The 17521-nt window shown below is 35.6% G+C and carries 16 protein-coding genes; 8 read left to right on the top strand and 8 right to left on the bottom strand.

The genetic code is table 11. The annotated features are described in order from the left end of the window. Window positions 1–39: 39 nt before the first annotated feature. Together AC2A1G_RS06385 and AC2A1G_RS06380 are read right to left on the bottom strand one after the other, a co-directional pair. Entirely contained in the window at window positions 40–651 is a 612-nt protein-coding gene (locus AC2A1G_RS06385; protein ID WP_484046100.1) for a YdeI/OmpD-associated family protein, read from the bottom strand. A gap of 105 nt (window positions 652–756) precedes the next feature. Next, entirely contained in the window at window positions 757–1890 is a 1134-nt protein-coding gene (locus AC2A1G_RS06380; protein ID WP_484046099.1) for a serine hydrolase domain-containing protein, read from the bottom strand. 83 nt (window positions 1891–1973) lie between these two features. Here AC2A1G_RS06380 and AC2A1G_RS06375 point away from each other — a divergent pair, with 83 nt between their 5' ends. Continuing rightward, the gene (locus AC2A1G_RS06375; protein WP_484046098.1) at window positions 1974–3272 is read left to right on the top strand and encodes a M48 family metallopeptidase; all 1299 of its coding nucleotides are present in this window, start codon (window positions 1974–1976) and stop codon (window positions 3270–3272) included. A gap of 93 nt (window positions 3273–3365) precedes the next feature. Here the strand turns inward: AC2A1G_RS06375 and AC2A1G_RS06370 are convergent, their stop codons facing one another. The 3 genes from AC2A1G_RS06370 to AC2A1G_RS06360 all read right to left on the bottom strand — a co-directional run bounded on the left by AC2A1G_RS06370 (window position 3366) and on the right by AC2A1G_RS06360 (window position 7651). Then, window positions 3366–4892 carry a hypothetical protein gene (locus AC2A1G_RS06370; RefSeq protein WP_484046097.1) on the bottom strand — a complete coding sequence of 509 codons (1527 nt, stop codon included), beginning with the start codon at window positions 4890–4892 and terminating at the stop codon, window positions 3366–3368. A gap of 291 nt (window positions 4893–5183) precedes the next feature. Continuing rightward, complete coding sequence (locus tag AC2A1G_RS06365; RefSeq protein ID WP_484046096.1) at window positions 5184–6725, bottom strand: glycine--tRNA ligase; 1542 nt, start codon at window positions 6723–6725, stop codon at window positions 5184–5186. 401 nt (window positions 6726–7126) lie between these two features. Then, window positions 7127–7651 carry a hypothetical protein gene (locus AC2A1G_RS06360; protein ID WP_484046095.1) on the bottom strand — a complete coding sequence of 175 codons (525 nt, stop codon included), beginning with the start codon at window positions 7649–7651 and terminating at the stop codon, window positions 7127–7129. Between the two features lie 289 nt (window positions 7652–7940). On the opposite strand from AC2A1G_RS06360, the gene AC2A1G_RS06355 reads away from it, so the two are divergent. The 3 genes from AC2A1G_RS06355 to AC2A1G_RS06345 all read left to right on the top strand — a co-directional run bounded on the left by AC2A1G_RS06355 (window position 7941) and on the right by AC2A1G_RS06345 (window position 10152). Then, window positions 7941–8135: a DUF4177 domain-containing protein gene (locus AC2A1G_RS06355; protein ID WP_484046094.1), complete on the top strand. Its 195-nt coding sequence runs from the start codon at window positions 7941–7943 to the stop codon at window positions 8133–8135. 26 nt (window positions 8136–8161) lie between these two features. Next, window positions 8162–8857: a pseudouridine synthase gene (locus tag AC2A1G_RS06350; RefSeq protein WP_484046093.1), complete on the top strand. Its 696-nt coding sequence runs from the start codon at window positions 8162–8164 to the stop codon at window positions 8855–8857. A 257-nt stretch (window positions 8858–9114) separates the two neighbouring features. Next, entirely contained in the window at window positions 9115–10152 is a 1038-nt protein-coding gene (locus AC2A1G_RS06345) for a quinone-dependent dihydroorotate dehydrogenase (protein WP_484046092.1), read from the top strand. 116 nt (window positions 10153–10268) lie between these two features. On the opposite strand, the gene AC2A1G_RS06340 is transcribed toward AC2A1G_RS06345, so the two are convergent. Continuing rightward, window positions 10269–11513, bottom strand: coding sequence for a DUF445 domain-containing protein (locus AC2A1G_RS06340; RefSeq protein ID WP_484046091.1), 1245 nt, complete (start codon window positions 11511–11513; stop codon window positions 10269–10271). Between the two features lie 331 nt (window positions 11514–11844). On the opposite strand from AC2A1G_RS06340, the gene msrB reads away from it, so the two are divergent. Beyond that, window positions 11845–12294: a peptide-methionine (R)-S-oxide reductase MsrB gene (msrB, locus tag AC2A1G_RS06335; protein WP_484046090.1), complete on the top strand. Its 450-nt coding sequence runs from the start codon at window positions 11845–11847 to the stop codon at window positions 12292–12294. Between the two features lie 118 nt (window positions 12295–12412). Next, on the top strand, window positions 12413–13171 hold the full coding sequence (locus tag AC2A1G_RS06330) for a murein L,D-transpeptidase catalytic domain family protein (RefSeq protein WP_484046089.1): 759 nt from the start codon (window positions 12413–12415) through the stop codon (window positions 13169–13171). Between the two features lie 137 nt (window positions 13172–13308). On the opposite strand, the gene AC2A1G_RS06325 is transcribed toward AC2A1G_RS06330, so the two are convergent. Together AC2A1G_RS06325 and rho are read right to left on the bottom strand one after the other, a co-directional pair. Then, a complete protein-coding gene (locus AC2A1G_RS06325; RefSeq protein ID WP_056027230.1) occupies window positions 13309–13905 on the bottom strand; it encodes a superoxide dismutase in 597 nt (198 codons plus the stop codon). Window positions 13906–14070: 165 nt separating this feature from the next. Then, a complete protein-coding gene (rho, locus tag AC2A1G_RS06320; RefSeq protein WP_484046088.1) occupies window positions 14071–15909 on the bottom strand; it encodes a transcription termination factor Rho in 1839 nt (612 codons plus the stop codon). 145 nt (window positions 15910–16054) lie between these two features. Between rho and AC2A1G_RS06315 the strand changes: the two genes are divergently transcribed. Beyond that, entirely contained in the window at window positions 16055–16444 is a 390-nt protein-coding gene (locus tag AC2A1G_RS06315; protein ID WP_484046087.1) for a DUF4293 family protein, read from the top strand. Window positions 16445–16591: 147 nt separating this feature from the next. Next, window positions 16592–17515, top strand: a complete 924-nt coding sequence (locus AC2A1G_RS06310; RefSeq protein ID WP_484046086.1) for a M28 family peptidase — start codon at window positions 16592–16594, stop codon at window positions 17513–17515. Window positions 17516–17521: the final 6 nt, after the last annotated feature.

Genomic DNA, 17521 nt, shown 5'->3' with positions numbered 1-17521 from the left:
AGCATGAAACTTCCATCTCCCATCTTCCCGCTTCCATCTTTATTTCTTCTCATACTTCCAATTCCTCCCTTTTCCCTCGGCAATCCATTCCAAAGCCTGCTCAATTCTTTTATTTCTCGTGGTTTCAGTTTTGGCATCAACAATCCAATTGACGTATTCTTTTCTGAAAGAAGGTGATGCCTTTTCAAAAATTTGCAAAGCCTTTTTATTTTGATTTAAAGCCTTTTGAAAATAGTCAGGAACTTCAATTTCGGTTTTTGAAGGCGCTGATTTCTTTAGCTTAACGCCCATATCCGTCAGTTCCATGGCTTCCAGGATGATTTTTTTGAGTTGAGGTCTTTTCGGAAGTTCATCCATTTTGGTAATCTTCCCGAGACTGAACATGTTTGTTTTTTCAACGTTGGTTTCGAGGTTTTTTATGGTCTGCATTTCACCATGAAGCCAAAACCCCATGCTGCAATATTGTTTGAATGAAACCATTGAGCAGAGAATTTTTCCTTTGTACATAAAAGTCGGGAACTTCCATTTGATTGCTTCTTCGATTTCAGGATAACATTCATGAACAACTTCCCGAATGAGATTTAAAATCGGTTGTGCAAACTCCGGAGCTTTCTCAATGTATTCATCAACTTTCGGGTTGTATTTTTCCATAATTTTCTGTTTAAAAGAATTTGAAACAATAAAATGTTTTAGCTTTTAAGTTTCATATAAATCTAAATTAATCTGTGTCCCTAAGCATCAACCTCAGCCTCAACCTTAAGCAAAATGCTTCACCGTTTCATTCACTAAAAACCTCACCTGATCCGGTCTTCCACGATCTGTTTTAGGCAAATTGTTATAACTACCCGTTCTCACAATAACCATTTTATGTTCAGGAATCATAATGATATACTGTCCCTGAAGTCCTAGGAAATAATAATGCTTAATAGGATTGTCGTGGTTGATCCAAAAGCCCATTCCGTAAATTTCGCTTGATTTTTTTGTCGGATTTTTCATTTCATTGATGAAATCAAGATTCAATAACTGTTGACCGTCAAATTCGCCGTCATTTAAAAACAACTGTCCGAGTTTCGCAAAATCTCTGGAAGTGGCGTGGATGCAGCAATAAGTCTTTTCCATTCCGCTTTGATCGGTGCTCCAAATCGCATCTTGTTCCATACCGAGCGGAATCCAGAATTTTTCTGATAAATAACTTGCCAGTGTTTGATTAACTGCTTTTTTAATCGCAAAACCCAAAAGCTGAGTCGAGCCACTTTGATACTCAAATCTCTCTCCTGATTTTTCTTTAAATCTTCTTTTAAAGGTAGCATTGATGAGACTCTTTCCATAGTAAGCCTTTGCATTTGGCCGGAAAGGATTTTTATAATCTTCATCCCAATCCAAGCCGGATTCCATCTGAGCCAGATTTTTTAAAGTCAGATTTTCTGCAGATGGTTTGGTTTTGAATTCGTCAAAATAATCAGAAAATTTATCATTGATATCTTTAATTTTTCCTTCCTCCAAAGCCTTTCCAAAAAGCATCACCGTTACTGCTTTCGCCATCGAAAAAGAGTTAGTCAATGAATTTTTGTTATAACTGTTCCAATATTGTTCGTGTAACAGTTTTCCATCTTTAATCACTAAAAATGAAGCGGTGTTACCTAGATTTAAATCATCAACTATATTTTTCGGTAAATCTGTTTTGTTGTAATTGTCAGCCTTCTCCCAAGGTTTTGGAGTTTTCGTTTCGATGACGTTTTTGCTGAAAAATTTACCATCATCAATGTGAGCGCTGGATTTTCCTTTAAAATATGTTTTGGAAATTCCGTTGATAAGATAGCTGTAATCTAAAATGTAGACAAGAGCAGTAAGGAAAACGAGAAATACGATGAAATAAATGAGAATTGCCATAAAAAATGATCTTGAAACAAATTTAAACTAAATTTGAAATATTGATACAAAATGATTTATTTTTGTGAATATGTGATGATTTTATGATTAAAAAACTGATGTTCCTACTGCCTTTATTTTGCGTTATAATAGGTTTTGGGCAAACGTATAAACCAATCGACACCTCAGATTATGTTCAAAGAAAAGAATTTATCAAAACATTTTCTCTGAATACCGAAAATCTGATCAAGAAAAATAAAACCAATTTTCCCGGTAAAAAGGGTAATGAACTGGCAAAAATTTATAAAGGTTTTGAAAAAGATTTTACTGAAAAAGTAAAAGACAAAAATTTTGTTTTCAATTCTGTATTTGATGAAAAAGTAAACAGTCTTATTGATGGTTTACGAAAAAACGATAATAAAATTCCGCAAAATTTAAAAATTCTGATTGCCCGAGACAATACACCTAATGCCTACTGTTTTGCGGACGGCACTTTTGTGATCAACATGGGGCTTTTCAATTGGCTGAATAATGATGATCAGTTGGCAGCGGTCATTGCACACGAGTTGGGGCACAAAATTGCAGATCATACTTTGAAGGCTTTTATTAGTTTAATAGATCAGAATCAAACCGACAGACTGGTGGTTCAAAATATTAAATCCAACAAAGAAAACCGAAATAAACGTGCTTTTGACGTACTGAAAAACAGAGTTTATAAAGAAGGAGTTGAGAACAGAAAGCAGGAAATGCAGGCTGATTCTTTGGGATACGCTATTTTTAAGAAAAGCAATTTCAAACCGGCGGAATTTATCAATACTTTAAAAAGATTGGAAGATTTTGATACGATTTCGCCAAGAACTTTAAAGATTGAGACTTATAAGAAATATTTCAGTCTTCCCAATCAGGATTTTAAAGAAAACTGGCTTAAAAAAGAAGATTTCTCGCTTTATAACTACAATCATTACAAACAAAAGCTCGATAAAGATTCTATACGTTCGCATCCGGAAATTTCATTAAGAATAGAAAACCTGAAAAAGTTTTTCCCTGAATTGAAAACCGAGGAGAAAGATGGTAAAGCATCAGAATCTTACGCCAAAATCGAGAAAATTGCCAGAATGGAAACCTTGCCCAATTTTTACTATTCCGAAGATTACGGTGTGGGAATTTACACAAGTCTGCAGTTTCTGCAGGATGGTGAGGAAGAGAAATATTACAAAGGTTGGCTCGGAAAATGTTTTTCAAAAATTTATGAAGCCCGGAAAAATTATAATTTAAACAGGTATTTGGACAGGGTAGACCCGAAAAATCAAAGTGAAAGCTACCAGCAATTTTTGAATTTTATGTGGAATCTCAGTTTGGATGAGATCAAAAATATTGCTGATTACTATAAAAAAGAATCTTAATTTTTAATTTAAACTTCCACAGATTTATGAAAATAAAAAACCTAACAAACTTAAAATCTGTTAGGTTTTTTTATGCCTCAAATTGTGGCTTTATTAATAATTCAATCTCTCCAAACGAACCTTATTAAATTTCTCCTTCTCATTATACTCACGAAGCAAAATATAACCTTCTTTCGCCACAAACGGCGTTACCACAAAATTATCTTTCTCAGAAATCGGAATTATTTCCTGCTTAAATTTTCCATTGATTACGGTGTTGATAAACAGATTCCATTTTTTCTCTTTCGTTACCTGATCTTTCTGATAATCTCGGAAGAAGAAAACAACGTCTTTGCCGTCATTCAGATATTGTGAAAATAAGTAATCGCTGTTGACCCATTTCGACTTTTCCTTTTCAAAAACCTGAACATCTTTTACTTTAAAATCTTTGTCGGTATTGATGTAAACTAAATCTGTAGTTTTAGGAGCATTATACTGACCTGCAGGTTTGAATTTTTCAGATAGAATCCCCATACTTCCGTCGCTCATCATATAAACGTCTTTTGTCTGAAGATAATAACCACTTTCTACACCGCCGTCAGCATTTAATTTCGGAATATGAGCCGAAAGATCGGGTTTAAAGTTCAATGTTTTTAAGTCAACATTATAATTATTTTTATCGAGCATCAATCTTGCGAAACCTTTAATTCCTTTATCATAATTTCTGCCCAGATAAACTATTTTATCGTCGAAAGTTTTGTCGTTGTCAATTTTACTTCCGTTTGAATATAAAACATCAATATTGTAAATTGTTTCCGGCGTAAGACCAGTCAATGCTTTGTTTGAAACTTCTTTCCCGGTTTTCATATCAAGGACTAAAAGAGAAAAAGTTTTATCATCATCATTCACTTTTCTCATAATTCCGTACAAGAATTTTTCATCCCTGTCCAAAACCGTGAGATCTGAAAACACCTTTCTATCGCCGTTGGTATTGTAGCTGTATCTCCAAAGTTCCTTTTTGTTCTCGTCAAATCTGATGATGCTGTTTTTATTGACATATCTCCCGAAATCATGGTTTTCTACAGCAAGATAACCGCCTTCTTTAATTTCTCCAACAGAAGAAACATAGTTGTAGCCTTTGTCTTTTTTCTCAGCACGGTTTTCTTTTCTTTCTTCTTTAAAGCTTTTCGGCTGAGTGATTTCCACGAAAGTTCCGTTTTCCTGATAATCGTAATATACTTTTGGTTTTACGGTATTCGTTTTTGGATCGATGACCATAGAAACGGGCATTGAAGCACCTTTAGCCAAAGACTGCATCACATTGTAATCTGAAGGCCGCAAAATAATCTGACCTTTAAAATCAACATATCCGTAATAGTTAGCAACGACCAAATTGGCTTCAAACTCTTTATTGGCAACGGGATTGAGATTTTTATCCAAAAGTACATATTCAAACTTCTGCATTTTGTTATCTGTCTTTCCGTAAGAGTAAATGGAAACATAACCGTAAAGATTGTCTTTGGTATCAAACAGCGCATTCATCCCGATATTCTGACCCGAAGCCAATGCTGCTAAATCCTGTGTCTGAGAGAATGCCATGGTTTGAGCCAAACCAAAAAGCAATAAATAAATTTTCTTCATATTTAAAAATTTGAATCCAAAAGTAGTGAATTCAAGGATATATCAAATATATTGATGAAAATATTTTTATGTTAAATCATTGTTGATTAATTTTCAGTAAAATGACACATAAGTCACAATAGATTTAATTTAAATTGGAAATATTTTAGACCACATCAGAAGAAAATCAAAGATTTTCGAAATCTAGTGTGTTCTTCTCATCGGTAGGAAGATAAAAATACTTTGTGATTTATGTGTTAAAATGTCAAAGTGATTACAACAAAAAAGCCCTGATTTCTCAAGGCTTTCAATTTATATTTTAGAAAGTAAATTTCTGAAATTTGTTTTCTCATCAATAATTCTTCTTAACTCAGAAACCGGAACTCTTTCCTGCTGCATCGTGTCTCTGTCTCTGATGGTCACGGTGTGATCGGTTAACGAATCGTGGTCAATTGTGATGCAATAAGGCGTCCCAATCGCATCCTGTCTTCTGTAACGCTTTCCGATGGCATCTTTTTCTTCGTAGAATAAATTAAAATCGTATTTCAAATCATTGAAAATATTTTCTGCATATTCAGCTAAACCATCTTTCTTCATTAAAGGAAGAATTGCTGCTTTTACCGGAGCCAACGCAGGAGGTAACGATAAAACTGTTCTTTCCGAACCATCTTCCAACACTTCGTCTTTTAAACAATGCGAGAATATAGAAAGGAATAATCGGTCTAATCCAACCGAAGTTTCCACTACATAAGGAACATAGTTTTCATTTCTTTCAGGATCAAAAAACTGCAATTTTCTACCAGAGAATTTCTCATGTGCCTTCAAATCGAAATCGGTTCTCGAGTGAATACCTTCCAGTTCTTTAAATCCAAACGGAAAATTAAATTCAATATCAGCCGCCGCGTTAGCATAATGCGCCAGTTTCTCATGGTCATGGAATCTGTAATTGTCATTTCCTAAACCAAGAGCTAAGTGCCAGTTCAGACGTTTTGTTTTCCACTGTTCGTAAAATTCCAGTTCAGTTCCCGGAGCAACGAAAAACTGCATTTCCATCTGTTCAAATTCACGCATTCTGAAAATAAACTGTCTCGCAACAATCTCGTTTCTAAATGCTTTACCAATCTGTGCAATACCAAAAGGAAGTCTGTGGCGCGAAGTTTTCTGTACGTTTAAGAAATTCACGAAAATCCCCTGAGCAGTTTCCGGTCTTAAATAAAGATCCATTGCAGAATCTGCAGAAGCACCCAGTTTAGTTCCGAACATTAAGTTAAATTGTCTTACCTCAGTCCAGTTTCTTGAACCCGTGTCAGGATCAGCAATTTCCAGTTCTTCAATTAAAGATTTTACATCGGCAAGGTCTTCATTTTCTAAAGATTTCGCCAATCTTGAAAGGATTTCAGCTCTTTTCGCACGGTATTCCAAAATCTTAGGATTTGTTGCTTCAAACTGAGCTTTATCGAAAGACTCACCAAATCTTTTGGCAGCCTTTTCAATTTCTTTATTTTCTTTATCCTCGATTTTCGCACAGTAATCTTCCACCAAAACATCCGCTCTGAAACGTTTTTTAGAATCTTTATTGTCAATCAAAGGATCATTAAAAGCATCAACGTGGCCCGAAGCTTTCCAAGTCGTTGGGTGCATCAGGATCGCCGAATCAATACCCACAATATTTTCGTTAAGCTGTACCATCGCTTTCCACCAATACTGTTTGATATTATTTTTCAGTTCTGCACCGTTTTGTCCGTAGTCGTAAACTGCAGATAAACCATCATAGATCTCACTCGAAGGGAAAATAAACCCATATTCTTTAGCGTGAGAAATCACTTTCTTGAAAACATCGTCTTGCTTTGCCATAAATTTTTCGTCTTACGTGCAAAAATAGTGAAAAAGCGGGAAGTTGGAAGCGGGATGACGGAAGTTTTTGCGTTGCAGATTTTTAGGAGCCGGGAACCTGCTGTCCACTGTATCTTTTTTGTGGCGATCTCCACTTCGTTGCGTCCGCCACAAAAAAGGATGCCGTTCCCATCAGGGCTATGGACAAAATTACGTTTTTGAACGACTGTAATTTTTCCAAAGAAAACCTCATAGGTTTCAAAAACCTATGAGGTTTAGCGACAGCTCAAAAATTAAAATCCCAATTTTACAACAGCATACTTCCAAACCTAACGGGTTTCTAAAACCCGTTAGGTTTAGATCATGCAATATTTTAATAAGGAATAAAAAAAGCAGTTTAAAAAAACCGCTTTACATTATTTCTAGAAATTATAACTTAATCCAACTCCGTTACCGCCAATCTCAAGTTTGTAAAATCTGCTGGCATGAGTATTTTGAGATTCATTGCCTTTTCTGTCAGATTCATTCTGGGTTTTAACAGCATTTTTAAGATTTTTAGAAGAGCCAATCGCAAATGGAATGGCGATACCGATTAATCCAACGCCGGCACCAACTAATCCCCAGCCACCTTTTGCCTGCTCTTTAATAACCACACCATTTTGCACTGTTTTTTTTCCGCTGATCGCCGTAGCCAGTCCCCAACCGACCAGTCCGCCGCCCATAGCTCCAAAAACCTGAGAAACAGCATTGTTGGTACGTGATTTTTTCATGTAAGCCAATGCTTCCTGATTGGTAAAAACGCTTTTGTATTCAGATGCCTTATATTTCTGGTTTCCCTTGATAAAAAATTCTCTGCCTGTTTTGCCTAAACTCAAAGTGTCAGTCGTTTGCGAAAAAAGATTCGATGACAACAGCAATGCGAATAATAGTAAGCTGAAGTTTTTCATAATTTTATTTTTTTTGCAATGATAAATAAAATAATCAATTATCAGTAAGGATAAAATGTTAATTTTTTCAACTGAGGGAGATTTGTAATTCTTCTTTTTTTAGGCATGAAAAAGCTTTTACTGTAGAATCTGAGAAGCGTTTAAAGAAAAGGAGTACTCAACTAAATCAGTAGTTGCACTCTTAAACTTAGGAATAAAAATACAAAATCTAACGGGTTTCAAAAACCCGTTAGATTTACGTCTAAATTTCAATTAATTATTTTAAATTAGATTAAAATAAAAATTTATTATGAAAAAAAGATTCGAGTACAAAACAATTATTATTGAACCGAAAGGATTTTGGGGAACCAAATATGATCCTGTTGAAATTGATAAAATTTTAAATCAGCACGGAAGTGAAGGCTGGGAATTGGTGGTCGCAGAAAGCAGGGATTACGGAGGAACCTTTTACGGTGTTATTTATACTTTTAAAAGAGAGTTGTAAAACTAATTTATCCTTAGTTTTGCGGAATGTTAGAAATTCTGTATCGCGACGAACATCTTATTGCCATCAACAAACCCAGCGGACTCTTGGTTCATAAATCTTTTTATTCCGGAGAGGCAGATACGTATGCGATTCAGGAACTGAGAAAACAGATTGGACAAAAAGTGTATCCTGTTCACCGATTAGACAGAAAAACTTCAGGCGTTCTGCTTTTCACTTTAGATAAAGACACTTTAAGAACCATGAGCGAACAGTTTGCATCACGGGAAGTCGAAAAGAAATACATTGCCATTCTCCGAGGCTGGACGAAAGATGAAGAAACCATCGATTACGATCTGGTGAATGAAAATGAGGTCAAACAGAACGCAATCACTTATTATCGCCGGTTACAGACCTCGGAAATAGATTTGCCTTTTTTAAAACATCAGACTTCAAGATACTGTTTGGTGGAAGCCATTCCTGAAACGGGTAGATTTCATCAGTTGAGAAAACATTTTAAACATATTCTGCATCCGATTTTAGGCTGTAGAAAACATGGCTGCAACAAGCAAAATAAATTGTGGCTGGAAACTTTTGGCATCAGCAAAATGACGCTTCATGCGCATCAGTTGGCTTTCACTCATCCGATTTCCAACGAAAAAATCAGCTTGAACGCAACCATTGACGAAGATTTCAAAAGAGTAGGGGATATTCTGAACTTGGATTTGAACGCGTATTCTTAGCTATATGTTCTTTTGCCATACACTTTGTCATCCTGTAAGGATCTCAACGAATTATTAGATATTTCATTGAAATGTTTTGGGGTTTAGATTCCTCCGGAAATCGAAGATTCGACGAAGTCAATGACAAACTCTATGTCTATTCGTGAAAAAATTTGTGCAATTTTTGTTTTAAAATAATTAAACTTCATTTAAATAAATTATCTCACATCAACAATCGATTTATTTTAAAATGAGTATTTTTGTAAAACTTTTTTTCAATGTACAAATCGCTCATTCGCCCAATCCTTTTCAAATTTGATCCCGAAGAAGTACACCACTTTACTTTTTCAATGCTCAAAAATTTCGGGTTTCTTACCAAATTATTCCTCCCAAAACCTATCGCAGACAAACGTCTGGAAAGAGAAGTTTTCGGATTAAAATTCAAAAATCCGGTTGGGTTGGCAGCTGGTTTTGATAAAAATGCGGTTTTGTTCAACGAACTAGGCGATTTAGGATTTGGATTTGTAGAGATTGGAACGGTAACGCCAAGAGCACAGGCCGGAAATCCTAAGAAAAGACTATTCCGTCTCATCGAAGACGGTGGAATCATCAACAGAATGGGTTTCAATAACGAAGGTCTTGAAGCAGCAATCCAAAAGCTGAAAGGCAACAAAGGAAAAATCATCATCGGCGGAAACATCGGAAAAAACACCGACACAACGCCTGAAAATTACACTCAGGATTACTTAGATTGTTTCGAAGGGCTTCATCCTTATGTAGATTATTTTGTACTGAATGTGAGTTGCCCGAATGTAGGAAGCCATGCAAAACTGGAAGATGTAGAATACCTGAGAGAGTTGATAACAGCCGTGAAAGGAATTAATCAAACTAAAGTAAATCCAAAACCTATTCTTCTAAAAATTGCTCCAGACTTAAACAATCAGCAACTTGACGAGATTATCGAACTGATTGCCGATACAAAAATAGACGGGATTGTAGTTTCAAATACATCAGTTAATAGAGAATGCTTAAAAACTTCTGCAGAAACATTGGAACAAATCGGAAACGGTGGTTTAAGTGGAAAACCTATCCGTGAGCGCAGTACAAAAATGATCAAATATCTTTCAGATAAAAGCAACCGTGCATTCCCGATCATCGGAGTCGGTGGAATTCACTCTGCAAAAGATGCGATTGAAAAACTGAATGCAGGGGCGAGTCTGGTTCAGCTGTACACAGGTTTTATCTACGAAGGTCCACAGTTGATTAACGATATTAATAAAGAAATTTTGACGAGAGCCAGTAGAATTTCCAGATAAATAAAATATTAAAAAGTATGAAAGCAAAATCGATGAGGTTTTGCTTTTTTTCTCGTTGTTAAGGCAAAATTAAACTGATTTTAATCTGCAAAATTTGCTCAATCTGCGAGAGAATTTTAAATAAAAAAATGCGAAATCGTATAAATAATCAATCCCACTAAGCCACCAACCAAAGTTCCGTTCACACGAATGAATTGCAGGTCTTTTCCCACCTCTAGTTCAAGCTTTTCACTCAGTTCTTTTCCCTGCCAGTTACCGACGGTGGAGCTGATGAGGTTTCCGGCTTGATGGGTGTTTTTCAGAATGTATTTGTAAGCAGTTACTCTAACCCAATTATCAATTTTATTCTGAAGTTTTTCGTCGGTTTTCAGGTTTTCAGAAAACTCGTTCAGGTTTTTGGTGATGTATTTTTTTAATGAAGATTCTTCTTCCTGAAGTTCGGTACTCAAAGTTTTTTTAATGGAAACCCAAATATCATTTGCGTATTCATCAAGCTTTTGATTGTTTAAAAAATCATTTTTAATGCTTTTAAACTCATCAATCCACTTTGGATCTTCTTTTAAATCATTTGAAAATTCATAAATTTTTTCTGTAATTAAAGTTCTGATTTCGTGATCGGTATCTTCCTCTATTTCGCGGAAGAAATCAGATAATCCGCTGGCGATTTTCTCGGCAATCTTTTTATCAACAAACGATGGAATAAAAGAATAACTTCCTTTTTTCACCCTTTCTTTAATCATCTCGTCATTTTCAATCAAGTATTCTTTGATTTGTTTTGAAAGATTGGTTACGATTTTCTGATGGTCGTTTTTGTCTAAAAGATAGATAATTCCGTTGCCTAAAATTTTATTCAACTGAATATCATCGGTCATTTCGCTCACTTTTTTACTGATAAAACGGCTTACTTCAGCATCATCCAGTTTATTCAGAATATCTAAAATAATATCCGAAAGATTTTTAATTAAAGCCTCCTGATTTCTCTCTTTAGTTAACCATTCACCAACAAAATTAGAGATCTTAATTTTCTGAATATAAGGACGAATAGTCTGAGGCGAAAGGAAATTAGAAACCACGAAACTTCCCAGATTATCGCCCAGTTTTTCTTTACTGTTTTCAATCAGATTTGTATGCGGAATCGGAAGTCCGAGCGGATGACGGAAAAGAGCAGTCACAGCAAACCAGTCTGCCAAAGCGCCTACCATCGCTGCTTCAGAAAAAGCACGGACGTAGCCAATCCAATGAGAAGCGTGAGTCTTCTGTAAAATCGTGGTAACAACAAAGATAATTGCCATCAAAACAAAGAGTCCCGTAGCAAAAGCCTTGTATTTATTGAGCTGTTTTCTTTTCAGTTCATCATTCATATTCTCAAATTTAGTAAATTTGGTATTGTATTTTACCACAAAAGTCACAAAAGGTTTAGTTGAATTTTAAAGTTATAATGTTGAAGTTGAAAAGAGCAAATAAGTCTTTTGCATTATTTAATGTTTAAATCTTAACATTTCGCACTTAGTTTTTAGGTGATAAGTTTATCAGCACTATCTAATTTTAACTATTACATTTTGTGAACTTTAAAAACTGAATTACGACAACACTAAACAGAAAAGATGACTTTTGTGCCTTTTGACTTCGTCGAATCTTCGATTTGTGGTTAAATATTTGCGGTAATAAAATCAATTTTTAAATTAAAATCTTATGCAAGACCAAGCAAAAAACAATCCATATTATTCAAGAACAGAAACTGAAAAACTGAATATTTCCAACGACGAATGGAGAAAAATTCTTTCACCAGAATTGTATGCAATTTCCCGTGAAGCCGCCACAGAAAGACCTTTTACAGGAAAATACAATGAGTTTGATGAGCTCGGAGAATATTACTGTGCTGTTTGTGGAAATCATCTCTTCCGTTCCAACCAGAAATTCATGAGCAGCTGCGGATGGCCAAGTTTTTTTGAAGCCGACAAAAACGGAGTTAAATATAATCGGGATTCTTCTCACGGTATGGAAAGAATAGAAGTTGTTTGCAAACGTTGTGATTCTCATTTGGGTCATGTTTTTAATGACGGGCCGGCTCCCACAGGCACGCGATACTGCATGAATTCTATAAGTCTGGAGTTTGTAGGGGATTCAGAATCAGGAAAATAATTCACTTTTTCCGGTTGTTAATATTTCATAAATTGAGTTAAACTATTCCAATGTTAAGTGTTTGATAATTATGTTTTTATAAATTTGTCTCCGCAATTTTAATTTAACATAATATTGAATGAAGTTATTGTATAGTGTATTAAGTGTAGTGTATGTAGTGACGACCTCGTTTTATCTTTCTCCAACAGATAAAAAAGAAAATTTTAAAATGAGTGAAGAAAAAAAATCTGAAAAGATTGTTAATCTGAAATCATCAGAAAAATCTGAAACATCAACTTCCGAAGAACTTTACAAATCTATTGCTTTCGCGCCCGAACATGAATTGAATTTTGAAGTGTTCTCCAAAGCGCTGACCGGTTTTGAAAATATGAAAAAAGCAGGTCTACTTGACGAAAATTCACATTTGCTTACTGTTTGCGATTTTTCTATGTCATCCAATACAAAAAGGCTTTGGGTGATTGATCTGAACGATAAGAAAGTGCTGTTTAATTCTCTGGTAGCCCACGGAAAAAACACTGGCGAAGAATTTGCCACCAATTTTTCAAATACCGACAGTTCTTTACAAAGCAGCATGGGTTTTTATATCACTGATGCCACCTACAACGGTGGAAACGGATATTCCTTAAAACTTCTTGGGATGGACAAAGGCTTTAATGATGCGGCTTACAGAAGAGCAATCGTGATGCATGGTGCAGATTACGTGAGCGAAGATTTTGCCGCAACGCACAAAAGAATAGGAAGAAGCTGGGGCTGTCCGGCGGTTCCAAGAGATTTGACTCAGCCGATCATCAATACAATCAAAGGAAGAAATCTTCTTTTTATTTATTATCCGGATCAGAATTATCTTTCGAAATCAGAGTGGCTGAATAAAGCTTAAGGCCTATGGCATCTTGCTTTTAGCTTAAAACAAAATCATATTTAATTGTTGAATTTTGTTTAGTGATTAAATGTAAATACTAAAATAAAAAAGGTTCAGAAAATTAATTCTGAACCTTTTTTATGATTTGTTGAAGATTATTTGTTGAATAATTCCTCCACTTTATCCCAGTTTACTACAGAGAAAAATGCTGCAACGTAATCAGGTCTTCTGTTTTGGTAGTTTAAGTAATATGCGTGCTCCCAAACATCCAATCCTAAAACCGGAGTACCTTTAATGTCTGCAACAGGCATCAACGGATTATCCTGATTTGGAGTAGAAGTTACAGAAACAGAACCATCTTCATTCTTAACCAACCATGCCCATCCAGATCCGAATCTTGTTTTAGCAGCTTCAGAAAAATCAGTTTTGAATTTTTCTAGTCCACCGTAGTTTTCAATTGCGTTTCTTACCAATCCTACAGGCTCATTGCTACCGCCAGGAGTAAGAATTTCCCAGAATAGAGAGTGGTTAAAATGTCCGCCTCCGTTATTTCTTACTGCAGGTTTGTCAGTACCTGTTTTGCAGATTTCTTCGATAGATTTGTCTGCAAGCTCAGTACCTTCAATTGCTTTATTTAAATTGTCGATATACGCCTGATGGTGCTTTGAGTGGTGGATTTCCATTGTTTTTGCATCAATAGTCGGCTCTAAAGCATCGTAAGCATAACCTAATTGTGGTAATTCAAATGACATAATTATATTTTTTAATGTTATTACCCAAATTTAGCCAATATTTAAGCCATTATCAAAAATTACGGATTATTTTAATAAATCTTTAACATTGATGATTCGACTTGCTGAAATAAAAAAAGCACAAACTTTTTGAGTATGTGCTTTAAATATTTTTTAAACTGAAAATTATCTGTTCATCGACATCAGGAATTCTTCATTACTGATCGTTCCTTTGATGTTTTTATTCACAAAATCCATTGCTTCCACAGGATTCATTTCAGAAAGGAATTTTCTGAAAATCCACATTCTCTGCGAAGTGTTTTCATCTAAAAGAAGGTCATCACGACGGGTGCTTGATGCAACCAAATCAATCGCAGGATAAATTCTTCTGTTGGCAATTTTTCTGTCCAACTGAAGTTCCATGTTTCCGGTACCTTTAAATTCTTCAAAGATTACCTCATCCATTTTAGAACCTGTGTCAATCAATGCAGTAGCGATGATCGTTAAAGAACCTCCTCCTTCAATTTTTCTTGCCGCTCCGAAGAATCTTTTTGGCTTGTGAAGTGCATTGGCATCCACACCACCGGAAAGAACTTTTCCAGAAGCTGGGGTTACGGTATTGTATGCTCTTGCCAGTCTTGTAATGGAATCTAAAAGAATAACAACATCATGACCACATTCTACCATTCTTTGGGCTTTGGCTAAAACCAAATTGGCAACTTTTACGTGTTTGTCTGCAGCTTCGTCAAATGTAGAGGCGATTACTTCCGCATTTACACTTCTTTCCATGTCGGTAACTTCTTCCGGACGTTCGTCGATCAAAAGTACCATCATATAAACTTCCGGGTGATTGCTTGCGATAGAGTTGGCAATGTCTTTCAAAAGCATCGTTTTACCTGTTTTTGGCTGGGCAACAATCATCGCTCTCTGGCCTTTCCCGATTGGTGCAAAAAGATCAACAATTCTTGTAGAAATCGTTGCTCCTTTTCCTGCAAGATTAAATTTCTCTTCAGGGAAAAGGGGTGTAAGGTATTCAAAAGCAACACGGTCTTTGATGAAAGCCAAATCACGACCGTTAACTTCTGTAGGTTTTAAAAGAGAAAAATATTTTTCACCTTCTTTAGGCAGTCTTACGATTCCTTTTACGTTATCTCCGGTTTTCAGTCCGAAATTTCTGATCTGTGCAGTTGAAACATACACATCGTCCGGCGAAGAAATATAAGAGAAGTCTGATGAACGCAGGAATCCGTAGTTATCCGGTAAAATTTCAAGAACACCTTCAATGCTTACCAGGCCGTCAAAACTGAAATCTTTTTTCTGCTCCACTTCCTCAGGTCTGTCCTGATTTCTGTTTTGGTGCTGATTATTCTGATTTTGATTTTGCTGTTGATGCTGGTTTTGATTCTGATTAGGGTTTTGATTTGGATTTTGATTCCGTTGTTGATTTTGCCCTTTAGAATGTTGAGGATGAACAGGTTTTCTTGGTCTTTCCTCTTGTGGAGTATTTTGTTGAGGAGCTTTTGGTTCAGAAGATTCTGTGTTTTCTTCTGTGTTGCTCTCGGTATTTTGAGGCTGGCTGTTTTCTGAAGGCAGCCTTCTTCTTTTTTTCTTATTCGCCTGATCGTTTTCGGATACTTCTGCTGAAATTTCAGGCTGTGCCGTTTCTGTTTTTTGATCAGTTTGTGCTGTAGGTTCTTCTGCTTTCACTTCCTGAGGTTCTGCTTTTACAGCTACAGGAGTTTTTGGTTTCGCAGGTGCTTTTTTTGCTGCAGGCTTTTTGGCAGGAGCTTTCGTAGGTTTTTCTGCGGTGGTTTCTTCCGTAGTTGAAGTTGGAGTACTGTCTGCTGTAGTTTCTGTGGTGTTGAAATAATCTTTTGCCACTTTAGGATTAGACGCCTGAAAGTCAAGTACTGCAAAGATTTTATCATTATCTGTGCTGTTTCTTGCAACTTTAACGCCCAAATCTCTCAGGATTTTAGTCAACTCCGTTACGGATTTTGACCTTAACGTTTCTATGTTAAACATATTTAATGTAAAAAATGTAATTTATTGTAAGTAAGAAAAGTAAGTCCGGTGACTTTTGTTTTCAAGGGTAATTGTATGATGCAAATCTACACTTATTTTTGAATTGTGCAAAATTTATGCTATTTTTGTCCTGATTTTAAAGTTTATGCTACAGAGAATACAGACCATCTGGATATTACTTGCTACTTTAGCACCTGTTTTCCTATTTATTACAGGTCAGGATGCAGAAGTTTTCGGAACATTTCCATTGATAAAAATTGTATCTGCAATTTTAGTGATTGTTGGTGCTTTGAGTATTTTCAGCTTTAAAAACAGAACAAGACAAATCATGCTGAATAACATCAGCATCGTTATAAACGCTTTGTTGATTGGTGTATTGCTGTACTGGCTGCTAAGCTTACCCGGAGGAATAGATTTTCCTGAGAAGGGTATTGAGCCGATTTTCCCGTTTATTGCTGTAATCTGTCTGGCTATTGCCAACATTTACATCAAAAAAGACGAGAGGCTCGTGAAATCTGTAGACAGACTGCGCTAACCAGACAATGATTTTTTGAGTGAGAACAGCTTTCCTTATTGGAAGGCTGTTTTTTTTATGCTAAATTTTTGATTAAATTGTAGAAAGATTATTAAAATTGAAACAAAACATTTTATCTTGCGTCTAATATTCCAATAAAACAGTATTATGAAAAAGTTATCAGTTTTAGCATTATCGTTATTTTCATTTTTCAGCCTTGCGCAGGAAGTTACTCAGGAAACTGTGAAAAAGGTCATTTCAACACTTGCTTCAGATGAAATGAAAGGCCGTCTCATCGGTACTCCGGAAAATGAGCAGGCAGCTTATTATATCTCAAAATTATTTAAAGAAAACAAACTTGATTACTGTGTAGGTGATTCTTACCTCGTTCCATTTCAGTACAAAGGAAAAACGGTTTATAATGTTTGTGGAATTAAAAAAGCAGCTTCTGAAAAAATGCTTGGCTTCTCAGGTCACTTTGATCACATAGGAACCAATGCCGACAAAGATGATAATATCTACAACGGAGCAGATGATGACGCAAGCGGAATTACAGCTTTAGTCAGTATTTCTGACTATTTTAAGAATAAAAAACCAGAATTCTCCATGGTTTTCATGGCATTCAATGGTGAAGAGGCCGGGCTTTTAGGGTCAACAGCACTTGCAGCAGATAAAGGGATGGAGAAAATTAACAAAAATCTAACCGCTCTTTTCAATTTTGAAATGATTGCCACAGAATCTGAATTTGGTAAAAATGCCATGTTTATGACAGGTGATCAATTTTCAGATCTCGATGAGCTTTTTAATGATGCAGCTTCTGGAGTTATTAAGATTCACCCTGATCCTTATGCAAAAGAACAACTCTTCTACAGAAGTGATAACGTAAGTTTTGCAAAAAAGAAAGTTGTAGCGCACTCGTTTTCTACTGCAGACATGTCGAAAATAAAACATTACCATGAAGTAAATGATGATATGACAATTGTAAATGTTGAAAATATGACCACCATGATTAACAATTTTGGCAAAACTGTTGAAAAACTCAGTACGAAAAATTTTGCTCCGAAGTATAACGATAAGGTAAAACTAAACTAAAAAACG

The organism is Chryseobacterium sp. HNCC26DJ240, assembly GCF_057180485.1.
This window is presented reverse-complemented; position numbering and strand designations above follow the sequence as displayed.

Excerpts from the sequence above, each read along its gene's own strand:
- AC2A1G_RS06385 (WP_484046100.1), bottom strand. The coding sequence starts at position 651 with ATGGAAAAATACAACCCGAAAGTTGATGAATACATTGAGAAAGCTCCG.
- AC2A1G_RS06380 (WP_484046099.1), bottom strand. The coding sequence starts at position 1,890 with ATGGCAATTCTCATTTATTTCATCGTATTTCTCGTTTTCCTTACTGCT.
- AC2A1G_RS06375 (WP_484046098.1), top strand. The coding sequence starts at position 1,974 with ATGATTAAAAAACTGATGTTCCTACTGCCTTTATTTTGCGTTATAATA.
- AC2A1G_RS06370 (WP_484046097.1), bottom strand. The coding sequence starts at position 4,892 with ATGAAGAAAATTTATTTATTGCTTTTTGGTTTGGCTCAAACCATGGCA.
- AC2A1G_RS06365 (WP_484046096.1), bottom strand. The coding sequence starts at position 6,725 with ATGGCAAAGCAAGACGATGTTTTCAAGAAAGTGATTTCTCACGCTAAA.
- AC2A1G_RS06360 (WP_484046095.1), bottom strand. The coding sequence starts at position 7,651 with ATGAAAAACTTCAGCTTACTATTATTCGCATTGCTGTTGTCATCGAAT.
- AC2A1G_RS06355 (WP_484046094.1), top strand. The coding sequence starts at position 7,941 with ATGAAAAAAAGATTCGAGTACAAAACAATTATTATTGAACCGAAAGGA.
- AC2A1G_RS06350 (WP_484046093.1), top strand. The coding sequence starts at position 8,162 with ATGTTAGAAATTCTGTATCGCGACGAACATCTTATTGCCATCAACAAA.
- AC2A1G_RS06345 (WP_484046092.1), top strand. The coding sequence starts at position 9,115 with ATGTACAAATCGCTCATTCGCCCAATCCTTTTCAAATTTGATCCCGAA.
- AC2A1G_RS06340 (WP_484046091.1), bottom strand. The coding sequence starts at position 11,513 with ATGAATGATGAACTGAAAAGAAAACAGCTCAATAAATACAAGGCTTTT.
- msrB (WP_484046090.1), top strand. The coding sequence starts at position 11,845 with ATGCAAGACCAAGCAAAAAACAATCCATATTATTCAAGAACAGAAACT.
- AC2A1G_RS06330 (WP_484046089.1), top strand. The coding sequence starts at position 12,413 with ATGAAGTTATTGTATAGTGTATTAAGTGTAGTGTATGTAGTGACGACC.
- AC2A1G_RS06325 (WP_056027230.1), bottom strand. The coding sequence starts at position 13,905 with ATGTCATTTGAATTACCACAATTAGGTTATGCTTACGATGCTTTAGAG.
- rho (WP_484046088.1), bottom strand. The coding sequence starts at position 15,909 with ATGTTTAACATAGAAACGTTAAGGTCAAAATCCGTAACGGAGTTGACT.
- AC2A1G_RS06315 (WP_484046087.1), top strand. The coding sequence starts at position 16,055 with ATGCTACAGAGAATACAGACCATCTGGATATTACTTGCTACTTTAGCA.
- AC2A1G_RS06310 (WP_484046086.1), top strand. The coding sequence starts at position 16,592 with ATGAAAAAGTTATCAGTTTTAGCATTATCGTTATTTTCATTTTTCAGC.